The sequence below is a fragment of the Microbacterium sp. CnD16-F genome (assembly GCF_024124465.1).
GTDB lineage: Bacteria > Actinomycetota > Actinomycetes > Actinomycetales > Microbacteriaceae > Microbacterium > Microbacterium gawkjiense.
In genome coordinates this window covers 1-16657 of record NZ_JAMXSA010000003.1, presented here as the reverse complement: position 1 = coordinate 16657, position 16657 = coordinate 1, and the positions used below count along the sequence as shown (strand labels likewise).

11 protein-coding genes are annotated in these 16657 nt (G+C 73.8%); 5 read left to right on the top strand and 6 right to left on the bottom strand.

Annotated elements, in window-relative coordinates; genetic code table 11:
* Positions 1-65: 65 nt before the first annotated feature.
* A complete protein-coding gene (locus NH287_RS01335) occupies positions 66-1202 on the bottom strand; it encodes a S16 family serine protease (RefSeq protein ID WP_253034174.1) in 1137 nt (378 codons plus the stop codon).
* A 126-nt stretch (positions 1203-1328) separates the two neighbouring features.
* Between NH287_RS01335 and NH287_RS01330 the strand changes: the two genes are divergently transcribed.
* Positions 1329-2747 carry a zinc-dependent metalloprotease gene (locus tag NH287_RS01330; protein WP_253034173.1) on the top strand — a complete coding sequence of 473 codons (1419 nt, stop codon included), beginning with the start codon at positions 1329-1331 and terminating at the stop codon, positions 2745-2747.
* 787 nt (positions 2748-3534) lie between these two features.
* On the opposite strand, the gene NH287_RS01325 is transcribed toward NH287_RS01330, so the two are convergent.
* Positions 3535-5250 carry an ATP-dependent helicase gene (locus NH287_RS01325; protein WP_253034172.1) on the bottom strand — a complete coding sequence of 572 codons (1716 nt, stop codon included), beginning with the start codon at positions 5248-5250 and terminating at the stop codon, positions 3535-3537.
* Entirely contained in the window at positions 5247-6149 is a 903-nt protein-coding gene (gene nudC, locus NH287_RS01320; protein ID WP_253034171.1) for an NAD(+) diphosphatase, read from the bottom strand. The genes NH287_RS01325 and nudC overlap by 4 nt, the downstream gene beginning before the upstream one ends.
* Before the next feature lie 64 nt (positions 6150-6213).
* Between nudC and NH287_RS01315 the strand changes: the two genes are divergently transcribed.
* Positions 6214-7449, top strand: coding sequence for a phosphotransferase (locus NH287_RS01315; protein WP_253034170.1), 1236 nt, complete (start codon positions 6214-6216; stop codon positions 7447-7449).
* A 24-nt stretch (positions 7450-7473) separates the two neighbouring features.
* On the opposite strand, the gene NH287_RS01310 is transcribed toward NH287_RS01315, so the two are convergent.
* Together NH287_RS01310 and NH287_RS01305 are read right to left on the bottom strand one after the other, a co-directional pair.
* A complete protein-coding gene (locus NH287_RS01310; protein ID WP_253034169.1) occupies positions 7474-10755 on the bottom strand; it encodes an ATP-dependent DNA helicase in 3282 nt (1093 codons plus the stop codon).
* Positions 10752-13829 carry an ATP-dependent DNA helicase gene (locus NH287_RS01305; protein ID WP_253034168.1) on the bottom strand — a complete coding sequence of 1026 codons (3078 nt, stop codon included), beginning with the start codon at positions 13827-13829 and terminating at the stop codon, positions 10752-10754. Before NH287_RS01305 ends, NH287_RS01310 begins: the two co-directional genes overlap by 4 nt.
* A 164-nt stretch (positions 13830-13993) precedes the next feature.
* On the opposite strand from NH287_RS01305, the gene NH287_RS01300 reads away from it, so the two are divergent.
* The gene (locus NH287_RS01300) at positions 13994-14215 is read left to right on the top strand and encodes a DUF3107 domain-containing protein (RefSeq protein ID WP_064001825.1); all 222 of its coding nucleotides are present in this window, start codon (positions 13994-13996) and stop codon (positions 14213-14215) included.
* Position 14216: 1 nt separating this feature from the next.
* Positions 14217-14507, top strand: coding sequence for a hypothetical protein (locus tag NH287_RS01295; RefSeq protein ID WP_253034167.1), 291 nt, complete (start codon positions 14217-14219; stop codon positions 14505-14507).
* Between the two features lie 42 nt (positions 14508-14549).
* Here the strand turns inward: NH287_RS01295 and NH287_RS01290 are convergent, their stop codons facing one another.
* Positions 14550-15284 (bottom strand): ferritin-like fold-containing protein, encoded by a 735-nt coding sequence (locus NH287_RS01290; RefSeq protein WP_064001823.1) that lies wholly within the window; start codon positions 15282-15284, stop codon positions 14550-14552.
* Between the two features lie 144 nt (positions 15285-15428).
* On the opposite strand from NH287_RS01290, the gene NH287_RS01285 reads away from it, so the two are divergent.
* Positions 15429-16657, top strand: a 1229-nt coding sequence (locus tag NH287_RS01285) for a DEAD/DEAH box helicase (protein WP_253034166.1), incomplete at its 3' end; no start/stop codon positions are given.

The window sequence follows — 16657 nt, the reverse complement described above, 5'->3', positions numbered from 1 at the left end:
GTCATCGGGCGCGCGGCCGGGGCGCGGTGCGCTCTGGGCGGAATCGCAGGGGCGGGATGCCGCGCTCAGCCGACCGTGCACACGGGCAGGTCGTCGACGCCCTCCCCCGTGCGGATGGCGTCGAGGGCGGCGAGCGAGTCGTCCAGGGTCGCGACCGGGATGACGCGCAGGTCACCCGGGATGTGCTCGACGACCTCGTCGCAGTTGCGCTGCGGGGCGAGGAAGTAGTCCGCACCGGCATCCAGCGCTCCGTAGAGCTTCTGACGGATGCCGCCGATCGGACCGATCGTGCCGGCCGAGTCGATCGTGCCGGTGCCGGCGACCTGCTCGCCGCCGTTGAGCTCGCCGGGGGTCAGGGTGTCGATGATCCCGAGGGCGAACATCTGACCGGCGCTCGGACCGCCGATGCGGTCGAGCTGGATCGTCACGTCGATCGGGAAGTCGAAGTCGCGGGCCGTCGTGATCCCGATGATCCAGACCGGGCCGTCCGCCGTCTCGCTGCGCACCGGGGTGACCGAGACCGTGCGCTCGGCGTCACTGCGACGGATGACGAGCTCGACCGGGTCGCCCCCGCCGTCGTTGATGACGGACCGGAGCTGCGCCGTGTCGCCGATCGGGGTCCCGTCGGCGCTCACGATCTCGTCGCCGACCTCGAGGATCCCGCTCGAGGGCGAGCCCTCCGTGAGGGCGCCGACGCCGACGTGCGAGCGGACCTCGTAGCCGAGCTGCGTGAGCGCCGCCGCCGTCGCCTCCTTCTGCGAGTCGACCATCAGGGCGGCGTTCTCCTCGTTGCGCTGCTCGGTGGTCGTCCCGGCGGGGAACACCTGGTCGATCGGCAGGACCGCCTGGGACGGGTCGAACCACGCCATCGCCAGCTCGAACCACGACGGGGTGCGTTCGCGGTTGCCGGCGATCTGCACGGTGGTGAGGTCGAGGGCACCGGCCGTCGGATAGGTCTCCGCGCCGCGGACGGAGATGAGCGGGACCTCCTCACCGTCGGTGTTCTCGGCCGAACCGAGGGTGTTGACGACGGGTCCCTGGCGCTGGATGACGAACCCGGTCGGGAGGAAGCTCAGCACCAGGAGCGCCACCAACGCGATCACGAGCGCCCAGACGCCCACGGAGAAGCGACGTGACCCGCTGGAGCGCCGCGGGTCGGTGGAGCGCGACGGGGTGGCGGTGGCGTCCTCGAAAAGCGACACGCGGGTCCTTCCTCCGGCGCTCGTTCGCGGCCGGCGTACACGGGATGTCTCCCGCTCGGACCGGGCGGAGAAAACCTGCCATTAGCGTAGAACGAGACGTCTCCCCCCTGCTGAAAGGCGCCTGACATGACCGATGACGCGGACCGGACCGGCGACGATCTGCCCGGCGACGACGACCTCGCCGAGATGCTCCGCCGGATGCTGGGCGGTCAGGGCGGGATCGACCCCGACCAGCTGCGGCAGCTGTCGGGGATGGGGATCGACCCGGCGATGATGCAGAGCATCATGCGCCAGTTGCAGGCGGCGATGGCAGGAGCCGACGGCGACGACGGCGTGGACTGGTCGGCGGCGAAGACGCAGGCACTCCACATCGCCAACCGCGACGGACTCGGGATCACGGCGGGGGCGCGCACCGAGTTCGACCAGGCCTTCGCGCTGGCCTCGCTCTGGCTCAGCGAGGCGACGACGATCGGCGAGCTGGCTCAGACGCCCCGCCCGATCACCCGCGGGCAGTGGGTCGAGGCGACGCTCCCCGTGTGGCAGGAACTCGCCGAGCCGGTGGCGACCTCGATCAGCGACGCCCTCATGGCGGCGCTCGAGTCGCAGACCCCGGAGGAGATGCGTCCGGCCATCGAGGGCGCCGGCCGCCTGATGCGCCGCGTCGGCGGGGCGCTGTTCGCCGGCCAGCTGGGCGCCGTGATCGGCAAGCTCTCGCTCGAGGTGGTCAGCGGCGGCGATGTCGGCATCCCGCTCATGCCCACCGGCGAGGCCGCGATCCTGCCGCAGAACTTCGCCGACTTCGGACGCGACCTCGAGATCGAGGAGGACCAGCTCGCCCTCGTCCTCGCCACCCGCGAACTCGCCCACGCACGCCTGTTCCGTCACGCCAAGTGGCTGCGCCTGCACGTCATCTCGCAGGTGACCGACTTCGCGCGCGGCGTCCACGTCGACACCGACGCGCTCGAGGACCTCGCGTCGCGGTTCGACCCGTCCTCCCCCGACGAGCTGAAGGCCGCGATCGAGAGCGGCGCCCTGCTGCCGCAGCGCTCCGAGGCGCAGGTCGCGGCCCTGACCCGGCTCGAGAACCTGCTCGCGACCATCGAAGGCTGGGTCGACGTCGTCACGGCGGACGCGACCACCCGCGTGCCCTCCGCCGACCGCATCGCCGAGGCGGTCCGCCGTCGCCGGGCTGTCGGAGGTCCTGCCGAGCAGGCGATGGCGTCGCTCGTCGGCCTCGAGCTCCGTCCGCGACGACTCCGGGAGGCCGCGGCCATGTGGCGCGCCGTGACGGATGCCGTCGGCTCCGCTGCTCGCGACGGTCTCTGGGACTACCCCGACCTGATGCCCACGGCCGAGGACATCGACGAACCGGCGGGACTCATCGCGCGACTGCAGGCGCGTCAGCGGGGCGAGGAGCCCGAGCGCGACGCGTTCGACGACGCGCTCGAGGCGCTGCTCGACGAAGAGGCCGGCGGACAGGACGACCCGACCACGGGCGACGCCGCGGGCGGGGACGACGGTCCCACCGGGCCGCGCCCCGTCTGACCCGCGCCTCCTCCACAGGCCCCGCCCGCGCCCATGGCACGACGGGCCTGTGGAGGGCACACCCGCCGGCGGCGGCATCCCGGCCAGAATCGCGGCATGCTGCGTCTCGCCCCCTCCCACCCGCCGCTGTGGCGCACCCCCACCAGCGTGCAACTCGGCATCGACGACGAGCGCCCGCTCACGGGCCTGCAGCCCTGGCAGGAACGTCTGCTCGACGCGCTGGTCGACGGCATCCCGGACGGTCGCCTCGTGCCGCTCGCGCGGGAACTCGGCGCGGGCCCGGATGAGGCGAACGCCTTCCTCAGCCGCATCCAGGACGCCCTGGTCGCCGACGCCGCGCCGGCCCCGCCGATCCGCATCGAGCTGCCCGCCGACCTCGGCCACGACGACGAGACGACCCTCGTGGCGGGCCTCGCGGCCGCGGGTCTGGAGATCGACGCGTGCGAGCGGTGGGCGCTGCCGCCTGGGCCGGGACCGGTCGTGGTCGTCGCCGCCCAGTTGATCGATCCGCACCGCGCCGCGCGTCTCACGGCGGAGGACACCCCGCATCTGCCGATCGAACTCGCCGGCGACCGCGTCGTCGTCGGCCCGCTCGTCGTGCCGGGCCGGACGGCCTGCATCGCGTGCCTCCACGCCGACCGGCGCGACCGCGACGCGGGCTGGCCGCTCGTCGCGGCTCAGCTGCTCGCGCGCCCGTCCGTCGCGACCGAGCCGCTCCTGCTGGTCGAGGCGGCGGCGCTGGCCGCCCGGTTGCTGCGCACCGGCGACGCGGGACGGTCGGTCGTCCTCACCGCGGCGGACGGACAGCGCGAGACCCGCGCGCACCGCCCTCACGCAGCGTGCCTCTGCCGATCTCCTGAAGGAATCTGGAGCGCTGACGCTCCCGGTTCCCCGACCGTCGAGCCCACGAGAGCGACAGCGTACGCGCGGCCCGCGTGACACCCACGTAGGTCAGGCGACGCTCCTCGTCGATCTGCTCGAAGCTCGTCGCGTACGAGATCGGGAGCAGCCCCTCGCTGAGGCCCATGAGGTGCACGTGCGGCCACTCGAGGCCCTTCGCGGCGTGCAGCGTCGCGAGGGTCACCGTCCGCATCGTCGGCTCGTGCTGCGCCTTGGCGCGCGCCGTCAGCTCGTCGGTGAACGCGCGGAGCGTCGTGCCCTCGGGCGCCTCCTCGGCGAGGCGGAGCACGGCGGCCCGCGCCTCCCAGGCGTCGCGCAACGCCCCGCCCGCCGGCGGCGCCTCGTCGGTCAGCCCCAGCGACCGGAGGACGTCGCGGACGGTCGCGAGGAACGATCCCGACAGCGGCGCCACGGAGGCGCCGCGCAGGGCGAGCAGGGCCTGGCGCACCTCGGGCAGGTCCCAGAACCGCTTGCCGCCGAGGACGGTGGCGGGGATGCCGCGGGCGGAGAGCGCGGCCAGCAGCGGCGCCGATTGCGCGTTCAGCCGGTACAGGACGGCCACGTCGTGCGGGTCGACTCCGGAGGCGAGCTGCGCGGCGATCCGCGCGGCGATACCCTCCGCCTCCGCGGCGTCGTCGTCGTACGCGGTGACCTCGGGGGCGAGCCCGGCGGGCGGCGCGGGGGTCGAGAGCTGCAGTGCCCCGGGGCGCCCGCGCATCAGCTCGTTGGCGACCGCGAGGACCGCGGCATCCGATCGGTAGTTGCGCTCCAGGCGCACGACCGTCACGTCGTCGTCCCGCGTGGCGAAGTCCAGGAGGTAGCGGGGATCGGCGCCGGCGAAGGAGTAGATCGTCTGGCTCGCGTCGCCGACGACGCAGAGGTCGCGGCGATCGCCGAGCCACAGCTCCAGCAGCCGGTTCTGCACGGGGGACACGTCCTGGAACTCGTCGACCGTGAAGTGCCGGTACTGCTCGTGGACGGCGGCGGCGACCCGCGGCTCCGACTCGATCATGCCCGCGCACGCGAGCAGCACGTCCTCGAAGTCGAGCTGACGCCGCTCGTCCTTCAGCTTCTCGTAGGCGCGCTGCAGGGCGATGAGGGGGTCCAGGGCCAGACCCGGGATGCCGCCGGGGCGATCGACCGCGTACTGCTCGATCGAGCGCATCGTGACTTTGCGCCATTCGATCTGCGACGCGACGTCGCGGAGGGTGGAGGCATCCAGCCGCAGACCGATCCCGTCGGCGGCATGCGAGAGCAGTCGCACCTTGCTGTCGACGATCGCGGGAGCGGTGTCGCGCGCCACCTGCGGCCAGAAGAAGTTGAGCTGCGCGAGCGCGGCGGCGTGGAAGGTGCGCGCGGCCACACCCTCGACGCCGAGGGCGCGCAGCCGGCCGCGAAGTTCACCGGCGGCCTTCGTCGTGAAGGTCACGGCCATGACGCGTTGCGGCGAGTACGCGCCGGTGTCGACGCCGTGGGCGATCCGGTGGGTAATGACCCGCGTCTTGCCGGTCCCCGCGCCGGCGAGCACGCAGACGTGCCCGCGCAGCGTCGACGCCGCTTCGCGTTGCCGCTCGTCCAGGTCTGCGAGGGGGTCGACGCTCACTCCCCCACCCACCGCAGGATGAGGCTGCGCGCGATGGACGCACGGCCGGGCAGGCGGATCTCCCCTCGGCCGGCGAGGGCGTCACGGATCTCGTCGCGGGTGAACCAGCGGACGTCGAGGATCTCCTCGCCGTCGGCGCGGGCCTCCGCATCCGCGACGGCGTGGGCGGTGAAGCCGAGCATGAGCGAGCGCGGGTAGGGCCACGCCTGCGACCCGCGGTACACGATCCGATCGAGCCGGACGCCGGCCTCCTCCGCGACCTCACGCTCGACGGTCGTCTCCAGCGATTCGCCGGCCTCGACGAACCCGGCGAACGTCGAATAGGTGGGGATGTCGCCCCAGGCCGCGTTCCGGCCGAGCAGCAGACGCTCGCCGTCGGCGCTCGCGACGGCGACGATCACGGCGGGATCCGTCCGCGGGAAGTGCTGCCGGCCGCACTGCAGGCAGCGTCGGGACCAGCCGGCCTGCTCGACGCGCGTCTCTCCGCCGCACGCGGGGCAGAACGGCGCGTCGATCAACCACCGCCCGATGCTCAGTCCCTGCACGAAGCGTCCGGCCTCGTCGGCGTCGAGGTCGCCGCCCACCGCGCGGAGCCCCGCCCACTCGACGCCCGGGATCACGGGCTCGTCCGCGGATGCCGGGAGCGCTGCGACGGCGACGGGGCGGTGCGCGTCGTCGCGGCCGAGGAAGGCCCATACGGCTCCGTCCGGGACGGCGTCGGGGGCGACCCACTGCAGCGTCGCCGGGCTCCCGACGGGGGCGCGGTCCCCGTGCAGCAACAAAACGCGGGTGTCGGCATCGGTACGGATGCGGTCGAGCAGACCGTCGTCGAGTCGCTCCTGCGCCGCACGGTCGATGACCGCGCGCGCCAGGGGCGGCGGGACGTCCTTCGTCGTCATCGAGGACCTCTCTTGCGGGCGTGGCGCCGGTGCGCGGGGGCGTGCCCCGCCTACCCTGGGGGGCATGGCACGCTCTCCTCTCACTCTAGCCGCGGCTGCCACGGCGGCTCTCTCGCAGGCGACGGGTGTGCGCACGGCCATCACGGGCGCCGCCGCCCTCACCGAGGGAGCGGGCCGGCGTTTCGACAGCGCCGTCGTCCACCTCGACGACGGCTCTCGCCTCGTGGTGCGTGTCCCCGAGAGCGACGAGGCCGAAGCCGAGGCCGTCCGAGAGACGACGGCGCTGGCCGCCCTCACGGCGGGGGTCCGCGCCATGCTGCCCTTCCGGGCTCCCGAGCACGTCGGACAGGCGCGCCTCGGCACCCGCACGGCCCGCGTACAGACCTACCTGCCGGGCTACCGGGTCGATGCCGCGCACGTTCCGCCGGGTCGCGGGGTGGCGACCGCCCTCGCGGCGGCGATCGCCGGCATCCACGACCTGCCGACCTCGATCGTGCAGGGCGCGGGGCTCCCCGCCCGCACCGCGGCGCAGGTCCGCACCGACACCGAGCGCCTGCTCGACCGCGCCGAGGCGACGGGCCGTCTGCCGTTCGGCCTGCTCCGCCGCTGGAGCCGCGCCGTCGCCCTCGACGCGCTCTGGAACGTCGAGCCCACCGTCACCCTGGGTGGCGTCGACCCGTCCGCCTTCACCCTGACCGACGTCGACGGGGTGCCGACGGTCTCGGGGCTGCTGACGTGGGGCGGCCTGAGCATCGGAGACCCGGCCGAGGACCTGCGCTGGATCGCGAGCGCCCCCGACGCGGCATCCGACGTCGTCGTCGCCTACAGCGCCGCCGCCGGCCGCTCCCCCGACACCATGCTCGCCGAGCGGGCCCGCCTGCACGCCGAGCTCGAGTTCGCGAAGTGGCTCGTCCACGGACACGATTCCGCCTCCGAGACGGTGACCGCGGATGCCGTGGCGCTGCTCGAGTCGCTGGACGAGAGCGTCCGCGACGAACCGCCGATCGGCAGCGGGACGATCAGCGTCGACGACGCCATCGCCGCGCTCGGGCGCGTCCCCGCCGGCGCGGCCGAGGCCGTCGACACCTCGATGCACACCGACGCCTACGACCCCGGTCTCATCGACGGCCTCCTCGACGAGGACGCCGACGCCACGGCCGCGTCTGACACCGTCGACCAGGAGACCGAGCCGATCGAGTTCAGCGACTGGCCGGGGACCGACGACGCACCCGCCGCCGAGGAGAGCGATCCCGACGACGCCGCGAAGAACGCGCTGCGCCGGTGGACGGGCACGGCCTGACCCCTCCCCGGACCGCACGCCGGTTCAGCCGCGCAGGATGAGTCCGTCGGCGACGTAGAACAGCGCGACGTCGATCCGTTCCATCGGCACGCCGTGTTTCGCGTGGTACGCCCGCCGGTAGAGCTCGAGCTGCAGCATCCGCTCGGTGCGCTCCGCCGCGGTGCGGGGCGGGCGCCCGGTCTTCCAGTCCACGATCTCGATCCGGTCGCCCCGGCGGTAGACGGCGTCGAGCTTGCAGATGACGACGTGCGGCCGGCCGTCGCCGAGCGGATCCGGTTCGACGAAGTCGATCTCGGTCTCGACCTCGATCGGCTGCAGATCCGCCCACTCCGAGGCGAGGAACGCCTCGCGCAGCCGGTCGAGCGCCTCTGCGTCCGCCGGCGACGCCGAGGTCGCGTCCTCGTCGTCGTCCCAGAGGACGTCGTCGGCCGACCGCGCGCGGCCCACCAGTCCGGAACGTTGCTCGACCCACGCGTGGAAGAGCGTGCCCAGCCGCGTCTGACGGTAGGGACGCTCGGGCAGCGGCCGGGCCGCCGCGATCGCGGCCGCGCCGTAGTCCGCCACGAAGTCCTTGAATCGGGATGCCGGGATGCGCGTCGGTGCGTGCGGCGACCGCCCCGCGGCCCGGGCGGCCCGCTCGGCCAGCAGGAGCTCGAGGTCGCGCGCGGGTGTCGCCGGGGCGGCCGCCATCGCCTGCCGCACCCGCGCCGCCGCATCCCGCACCCGCGCCGACCGCGCCCCGAGCGGGTCGATCGGCCACTCGAGGGTCGCTCGCGCCCCCTCGTACGGGTTCTCCGTCGTCTCCGACTCGGGCAGGGGCGCCTCGAGTTCGTCCGCGATCTCACGGACGAACCGGCTCACGACGCGCGGCTTCTTCGTCCCCGCCCAGGGGGACGCCGAGATGAGCAGGTGCTCGCGGGCCCGCGTCACCGCGACGTACGCGAGCCGCCGTTCCTCGGCGAGGTGACGCTCGCGGATGCCGTCCTTGAACGCCGCGTGCTCCCGCTTGAGATCTTGCTGCGTCGGCGCGTCGTGCGCCGACCACAGGAACGCGGGCAGCCACTCGCGGTCGCCGCGGAAGGAGTACGGCAGGACGCCGAAGCCGAGCCATCCCTGCGCATCCCGGAGTGCGGCGGGCAGCTCGTCCTCGACGGCACGGACGACGGCGACGGCATCCCATTCCAAGCCCTTGGATCCGTGGATCGTGAGCAATTGGACGACGTCGTCCTCGGGCGGCTCCGTCCGGGGCGCGAACTCGTCGATGCGCTCGGCCCGGTCGAGCCAGGCGAGCAGGCTGGGCAGCGAGCCGCGGTCGTCGGTCTGCAAGAACCCGTGCAGCTCGTCGACGAACGCGCGCAGCTGATCGGAGGCCGTACGCGCGGGTCCGCGCGACTCGTTCGCCGCGAGTTCGATGTCGAGGCGGAGCTCGTTCTCGATGAGTCGCACGAGCTCGGGGATCGGAAGCCCCGCGGCCCGGCGCAAACCCGCGAAGACGGCTCCGGCGTCGCGCAGCCGCTCCCGGGCGGCGGGCGTGAACCCGGCCAGCCAGCCGTGGTCGGGCTTCTGCCGCGCGACGAAGTCGAGCGCGGCGACGAGCGAACCGCCCTCGTCGCCTGCGGAGGCGCGGATGATCTCGGCGAGCTCGGTCGGCAGCGGCTGCAGCGCGGTGTCGTGCCGCACCAGCCGCGCCGCGACCTGCGCGAGTTCGCGGAGGTCCGCGAGCCCCACGGACCACCGCGGACCGGCGAGCAGCCGGATGAGCGCGGAGCCGGACCGCGGATCGCTGATGACCCGCAGCGCGGAGACGACGTCGACGACCTCCGGGGTCGAGAGCAGTCCGCCGAGCCCCAGGATGCGATGAGGGATGCCGCGACGCCCGAGCGCGTCCGCGAAGCGCAGCATGTGCTTCTTGCTGCGCAGCAGGACCGCGCCCGTCGTCGCCCGTCCCGCGCGGTGACGCTCGTCCCGGACATCCGCGAACCACGCCGCGACGGCATCCGCCTCGGCGTCGAGGTCGTCCTCCACCACGATGTCGACCCGCCCCGCCGGCGCCCCCGGACGCGGCCGGAGGGAGCCCACCTCGACGGGGGCGTCCAGCGGAGCGAGCACCGCACCCGCGGCGCGCAGGATGTCGACGCCGTTGCGCCAACTGGTGAGGAGCGCGTAGCTGCGGCCGGCGGCATCCGGATCGAACGAACGGGCGAAGTCGCCCAGGTTCCCCGCGCTCGCCCCGCGCCAGCCGTAGATCGACTGGTGCGGATCGCCGACGGCCATGACGGCGGTGCCCCGGAAGAGGGTCGCGAGCAGGTCGGTCTGCACGACCGACGTGTCCTGATACTCGTCCAGCAGGACGACCCGGTACCGCTCGCGCAGCTCCGCGGCCACCGCCGGATGCGACCGGACCACCTGGAGCGCCCCGGCGACCTGATCGGAGAAGTCGATGAGCCCGCGGCGGCGCTTCTCGGCCTCGTACGTCCGCGCGAGGGCGACGAGCACGGACAGGCCCGACACCTTCTCGGCCGCCGTCCGCACCTCGGCGTAGACGGAGGTCCCGGCGCGCTGGCTGGGACGCTCGAGGACGTCCTGGAAGGCCGTCGAGAACGCGTCGAGGTCGTCCAGCTCGACGAGGTTGTCGACGCTGTCGCGGGCGATCCGCAGCGCCGCGTCGATGATGGTCGACGGACGCTCGGCGCGATCGGGCAGACGGGGGTCGTCGGAGGAGAGCACGACCTGCCGCATGAGCAGCCACGCCGCCGACTCGCTCATCACGACCGCCTCGGCATCACGACCGATGCGGACGGCGTTCTCGCGGACGATGGCGTCGGCGAAGCTGTTGTACGTCGACACCGCCGGCCGCTCGAGCAGGGCGTCCGCGCCGTCACCGCCGGGCGACTCGGGTGCGAGGGCGTCGAGCGCCGCACGCCGAGCGGACTCGGGAGCACCGGACCGCTCGAGCTCGCCGAACACCGCGAGCCGCCCCTCGGCGTGGAGCCGACCGAGGTGCGGGAGCAGGCCGCGCCGCTCGAACTCCCCGAGGCGACGCAGCCGCGAACCGATCCGTTCCGCGAGTTCGCCGGCGGCCTTGCGCGTGAAGGTGAGCCCCAGCACCTCGTCCCGGCGCACGAGACCGTTCGCGACGAGCCAGACGACACGACCGGCCATCGTCTCGGTCTTGCCGCTGCCGGCACCCGCGACCACGAGCGCCGGCGCCAGCGGCGCGGAGATGACGGCCGACTGCTCCGCCGTCGGCGGGAACTGCCCGAGGGCCGCCGCAACGGCCTCGGGACTCAGGAGTGCGGGGGTCACGCCGAGCTCACCGGTCCGATCGTGTGGATGCGGCAGAGTCCGCGGGTGTGGTCGTCACGGCAGTGCTCCTCGAACGGGGCGACGAACGATGTGCCGCGCATGATCCGCACCGCCTCGTCGACGCGTCCCAGGAACGCGGCCCGCGTCTCGTCGTCGAAAGGCTCCTGCCTCGGCTCGGCGTACGGGCCGTGACGGGTGCCCTTCAGGACGAGGAGTTTCGCACCCCCGGGCTCCGCTCCCGCCGCCGCGGGGATCGCACCGCGCTCGAAGGCCAGCTGGTAGGCCGCGAGCTGCGGGTTCTCGAGGGCGGCGCGCTCACCCGTCGCCTCGCTGCGCCCCGTCTTCAGGTCGACGATCACGACGCGTCCGTCCCGGGTGCGTTCGACGCGGTCGATGTACCCCGAGAGGATCGCCGGGTGCGCGGCATCCGGCACCGGGAGCTCGACCTCGAAGTGCGGTTCGGCGCCGACGAGCGTCGTGCCCGCCCGCTCGGTGTCGCGCAGGTACGCGGCGAGCCGGGTCACGAGGTCCCGCGCGCGACGGCGCTCCGCCTCATCGATCCAAGGCGCCTCGAACTCCAGCTGAGACCAGCCGTCCTCGACGTACGACCACAGCGCCTCCTCGTCCGCCGTCGCGACGTGCTCGAGCGCGCCGTGCAGCAGCGTCCCGAGCCCGGCGACGGCCGTGCCGGGATCCCCGCCGAGGTCGCCGATCGCCCAGTCGAGCTGGCACTGCTCGAGGGCATGGATGCGGGAGGGCGACACGCGCAGCGGCGCGACGTCGAGATCCCGCAGCGGCGCGGTGCTCGTGGGTTCCGCGAGGCCGTACCACTGCGCCGGATGCGCGCCCGGCACACCCGCCGCGGCGAGGAGCGCGAGCTGGCCCGCGGCATCCTCCCGGTCGGACTCCGACGACCGCGGGTCGGTGAGCCGGCGGCGGTGCGCGGCGACGAGTCCCCGCAGCGTGAGGGGGTGCTCCGCCGAGCGCGGCGCCGGAGAGGCGGGCGGGAGGAGGTCGAACAGGACGCTCGGACCGGTGTCGTCGTCGTCGACGGCGGTGACGATCAACCGGGAGCGGGCGCGCGATACGGCGCGGGCGAAGAGCCGCAGCTCGTCGTGCAGCACCGCGCGACGTCGGTCGGCGGTGTCGAGGTCGGTGTCCTCCTCGGCCAACCGCGCCGTCTCGAGGAGGCTCCCTCGCAGCCGCAGGTTCGGCCAGACGCCGTCCTGCACGCCGGCGACGACGACGGTGTCGAACTCGAGGCCGAGCGCCGCGGCAGGCGTCGAGATCTGCACGCCGCTGGCGACGGTGCCGGTGCGGAGGCGATCCTCCGCGACCTCGGAGTGCAGCAGCGCGCGCAGGTGGTCGATCGGCGCGGTCCCGTCCTTCCGCTCGCCGTGCCGCTTGGCCGCTTCGAAGAGCGCCACGACGGCGTCGAGGTCGCGACGGGCCTGGTCGGCCAGCGGTCCCTGACCGTCGGCCAGCGTGCGCAGCTGCCGCTCCAGCCCGCGCTGCTCCCACACGGTCCACAGCAGCTCGTGCGCCGTCGCGCCGGCCCGGATCTGCTCGGCGACCTCGGCCAGCGTGCGCGACAGTCGTGCGGCGCGCCGGGCCTCCGGGGTGTCCACCACGTCGAATTCCACGGGATGACGCACCCCCGACGCGAGCAGCTCGCGCGCGGACCGCTCGCCGCCGCGGCGCAGCTCCGCGTGCCGCAGCGCCGCCCGGAGCCGGCGGAGTTCGACGGGGTCGAGACCGCCGCCGACGAGCACGTCGAGCACCTCGTCGTCGCTGCGTGACTCCGCGGAGACGGCCGCGAGGTCGACCGCCCGAAGGAGATCCCGGACGATGGGCGTCTCGGCGAGGGCGCGCGCAGGCCCCACCGCCGCGGTCGGGACGTCGCGCGCCGACAGCTCCGCCTCGAGCGCCGTCACCTGTCGGGAGTCGTGCGCGATGACCGCCAGCTGCTCCCAGGGGACGCCGTCGTGGACATGCCGTTCGCGCAGCAGGCGTGCGATGAGGTCGACCTCCTCCGCTCCGGAGCGGAGTGCGAAGGCGCGCAGGCTCTCGTCGGGTTCGACCCCGACGGGCGGATGCCGGTGGGCGACCAGTCCCGCGGCGCCGATGCGCGAGGTGACCTGGGCGACGAGGTCCCGCTGGGCGGGCATGCCGCGGTGGATGCGGTCCAGGACGTGCGTCCGCGTCGCGAGACGGGCGAAGTTCTCCGGGCGCGCGCCGCGGAAGGATCCCGAACCCACGTCGGGGTCTCCGAAGGCGAGCACGGCGATCCCCCGCCGTCGGCACGCCTCGAGCAGTTCCACGCCGCCGAGGGTCAGCTCCTGCGCGTCGTCCACGAGGATCGCCCGCAGTCCCGCCACCGCGCCGAGCGCCGGCGAGCCGGCGGGGGCGTTGCGGAGGAGCCCGACCGCCTCGCGCACGAGCCCCGCCGCGTCGCGGTGGGCGCCGCGCATGCGCGCGCGGACCGAGCGGTACTCCCGCGCGAACGAGGCGAGCGACGCCCAGACCGGACGGTCCGTCGCCGCCGCGCGCGCGGCGAGTTCCTCGGGCTCGATGCCGAGCGTCGTCATCTCGGCGAGGAAGGCACGGATCTCGGCCCGGAGCCCCGGAGTGCTGCGGATGTCGGCGGGCAGCCATTCCGGCCAGCGCGACGGGCCGTCGGCCTCGTCCTCGGCGTCGCCCGCCAGCAGATCGCCGATGATCCGGTCCTCGTCGGGCCCGGTGAGCAGCTGCGGCGGTTCGTCGCCCGCGTGGACGGCGTGCGACCGGACCACCTGGTAGGCGAAGGCGGGGACGGATCGCGCGAGCGGACCGCTCGTGGCGACGCGCACGCCGACCGCGAGCCGGTCGCGCAACGCGGTCGCGGCCGTCCGTGTCGGGGTGAGCACGACGACCTCGTCGGGACGCATCCCGTCGTCGATGAGTGCGACGACGCGGGAGACGAGCGTCGCCGTCTTGCCCGATCCCGGCGCACCGATCACGACACCGGATGCCGCCGGTTCGAGACCCACGACGGCTTTCTGCGCCGTGTCGAGGGCGAACGGCAGGTCGGGCATGGGCTCCACGCTAACCGGAGCGACGGACACCCGCCCCGCAGCGCCCCGCGTGGCGCCGACGGGCCGTTCGCCGACAGCGAGCGGCCCGCGCGTCCGGGCCGGGAGCCGGTGTCGTAGGCTCGAGACGCGCCCGGAGACCCGGGCCGGGAAAGGCAGGCATCACCGTGGAGATCCGCATCGGCATCGCGAACTCGCGCGAGCTCGGCTTCGACTCGAACGAGACGGCCGACGCCGTGAAGCAGACCGTCACCGCCGCTCTCGACAGCGGCGCGACCTACGTGACCCTCACCGATTCCAAGGGCGCCACCTACGTCATCCCCACGGCCGGCATCGCGTTCGTCGAGGTCGGGACCGACCAGTCGCGTCGCGTGGGCTTCGTCGCCTGACATGCTCGTCGTCCTGGCGCTGGTCTTCGGGGCGATCGCGGGGACGGCCGTCCACTTCGCCCTGCCGCAGCGCGCGCTCCGCGGCGTCGCGATCGGGCCGCTGCTCGGCGCCGCCCTCGGCACCGCGACGTGGACCGCACTCACCTGGGCGGGTCTCGGGCCGGATGCGGCGTGGATCTGGCTCGCCAGCACCCTCGTGCCGATCGTTCTCACCGCGGCGGTCCTCGTGCTCCTCACCCGCACGCGGGCGGCGCGGGACGCCCGGACCCGTCACGAGCTCGGCATCGCCTGATCCCGGCGCACACCCGCCGCCCTCCGCGGCTCGCCGCCGGTCTCAGGCGTCGAGGCCGATGCTCGTCATCCGGCGCGAGTGGGCCCCCAGCAGCTGGGTGAACACCGGCTCAACCTGCTTCTCGTCGTCGACGTCGAGCGCTCCCGGGCGCTCGGTCGTGCTCGACCGCAGCGCGCCGCGCGCGACCAGGAGGGTGTCGCCGACGAGGCGCCTCCCCCACAGGCTCAGCAGGGAGCGCAGTTCGTCGTCGTCCGAGATCGCGTCGGTGATGATGCCCACGAGCGGGGCGCGGTCGGCATCCGCTCGGAGGATCGCGGCCGCACGACGTCCGGTCTCGCCGTAGCTGCCGGACAGGGACAGATAGAAGTCGTCGAGCAGGCCCGCCGTCAGGTGGACCGACAGCATCGTCTCGAGGGGCCGCGCGCCGTGGGTGGCCCGGCGGAAGGCGTCGAGGGGCTCGCGGAACGGCAGCATCAGCTCGAGCGGGTCGTCGCCGCGGTCCCGGATGAGGGCGACGAGTGCCTGGTGCTTGAACAGCGCGGCGCCGGCCGCGCGGGAGAGCGACTCCTTGTGCCCGAGCTCGGGGCTGCGCTCGATGAGCGAGCTGAGGGTCTCGACGTAGCCGAGCTGCAGGTAGGCCGCCTGACCGAGATAGGTGGCGAGGTCGGGAGCGAGCTGCTCGAAATCGACGCGCCGGACGTCGCTCGCCTCGTCGCGCGAACGCAGCCGCAGGGTGCGCCCGGGGGGCCGCCGTCGCTGCCAGAACCACCTCACCACGGCACCAGCCTACGGGGCGCGGCGGCCCCCTCCGGTAGGGTGGTGGGGTCCCGGCGTCGGATCGGGACCCCGCGCCTGGGGCTGAGTGAAGGGCGTGGACCCCTCATCACGGCGGCATCTCACCGCCAGACAGGCACGGAAAGCATGACCACGTTCGCAGAGCTCGGCGTCGACCAGGACATCGTCGACACCCTCGCCGCCAAGGGCATCGTCGACACGTTCCCCATCCAGGAGCAGACGATCCCGCTCGGCCTCCCCGGCCAGGACATCATCGGCCAGGCCAAGACCGGCACCGGCAAGACCTTCGGCTTCGGCATCCCCGTCGTCCAGCGACTCGGCCTGAACCCCGAGCCCGGCGTCAAGGCCCTCATCGTCGTCCCGACGCGCGAGCTGGCCGTCCAGGTCTACGAGGACATGGACATGCTGACCTCCGGCCGCGCCACCAGCGTCGTCGCCATCTACGGCGGCAAGGCCTACGAGGGTCAGATCGATCAGCTCAAGGCCGGCGCGCAGATCGTCGTCGGCACCCCCGGTCGCCTCATCGACCTCAACAACCAGCGGCTCCTCGACCTCTCGAACGCGACCGAGGTCGTCCTCGACGAGGCCGACAAGATGCTCGACCTCGGCTTCCTCCCCGACATCGAGAAGATCTTCCAGAAGGTCGCGCCCGTCCGCCACACCATGCTCTACTCGGCGACGATGCCCGGGCCGATCGTCGCCCTCGCGCGCCGGTTCATGTCGAACCCGATCCACATCCGCGCGAGCGACCCCGACGAGGGCCTCACGCAGGCCAACATCAAGCACCTCGTGTACCGCGCGCACTCGCTCGACAAGGACGAGGTCATCGCCCGCATCCTGCAGGCCGAGGGCCGCGGCAAGACCGTCATCTTCACGCGCACCAAGCGCGCCGCGCAGCGCCTCGTCGACGAACTGAACGACCGCGGCTTCAGCGCCGGGGCGGTCCACGGCGACATGAGCCAGGAGGCGCGCGAGCGCTCGATGGCCGCGTTCAAGGCCGGCAAGCGGGACGTCCTCATCGCCACCGACGTAGCCGCCCGCGGCATCGATGTCGACGACGTCACCCACGTCATCAACCACACGATCCCCGACGACGAGCAGACCTACCTGCACCGCGCCGGCCGCACCGGCCGCGCCGGCAAGACCGGCATCGCGGTGACCTTCGTCGACTGGGACGACCTGCACAAGTGGGCCCTCATCAACCGCGCGCTCGACTTCGGCCAGCCCGAGCCGCTCGAGACGTACTCGTCGAGCCCGCACCTGTTCGAGGACCTCGACATCCCGGCCGGCACGAAGGGCCGCATCACCGCGGCGCCCAAGGCGGCCCCCGCACGGCCGAGCGCCGCTCCCGCCCG

Excerpts from the sequence above, each read along its gene's own strand:
- NH287_RS01330 (WP_253034173.1), top strand. The coding sequence starts at position 1,329 with ATGACCGATGACGCGGACCGGACCGGCGACGATCTGCCCGGCGACGAC.
- NH287_RS01295 (WP_253034167.1), top strand. The coding sequence starts at position 14,217 with ATGCTCGTCGTCCTGGCGCTGGTCTTCGGGGCGATCGCGGGGACGGCC.
- NH287_RS01315 (WP_253034170.1), top strand. The coding sequence starts at position 6,214 with ATGGCACGCTCTCCTCTCACTCTAGCCGCGGCTGCCACGGCGGCTCTC.
- NH287_RS01305 (WP_253034168.1), bottom strand. The coding sequence starts at position 13,829 with ATGCCCGACCTGCCGTTCGCCCTCGACACGGCGCAGAAAGCCGTCGTG.
- nudC (WP_253034171.1), bottom strand. The coding sequence starts at position 6,149 with ATGACGACGAAGGACGTCCCGCCGCCCCTGGCGCGCGCGGTCATCGAC.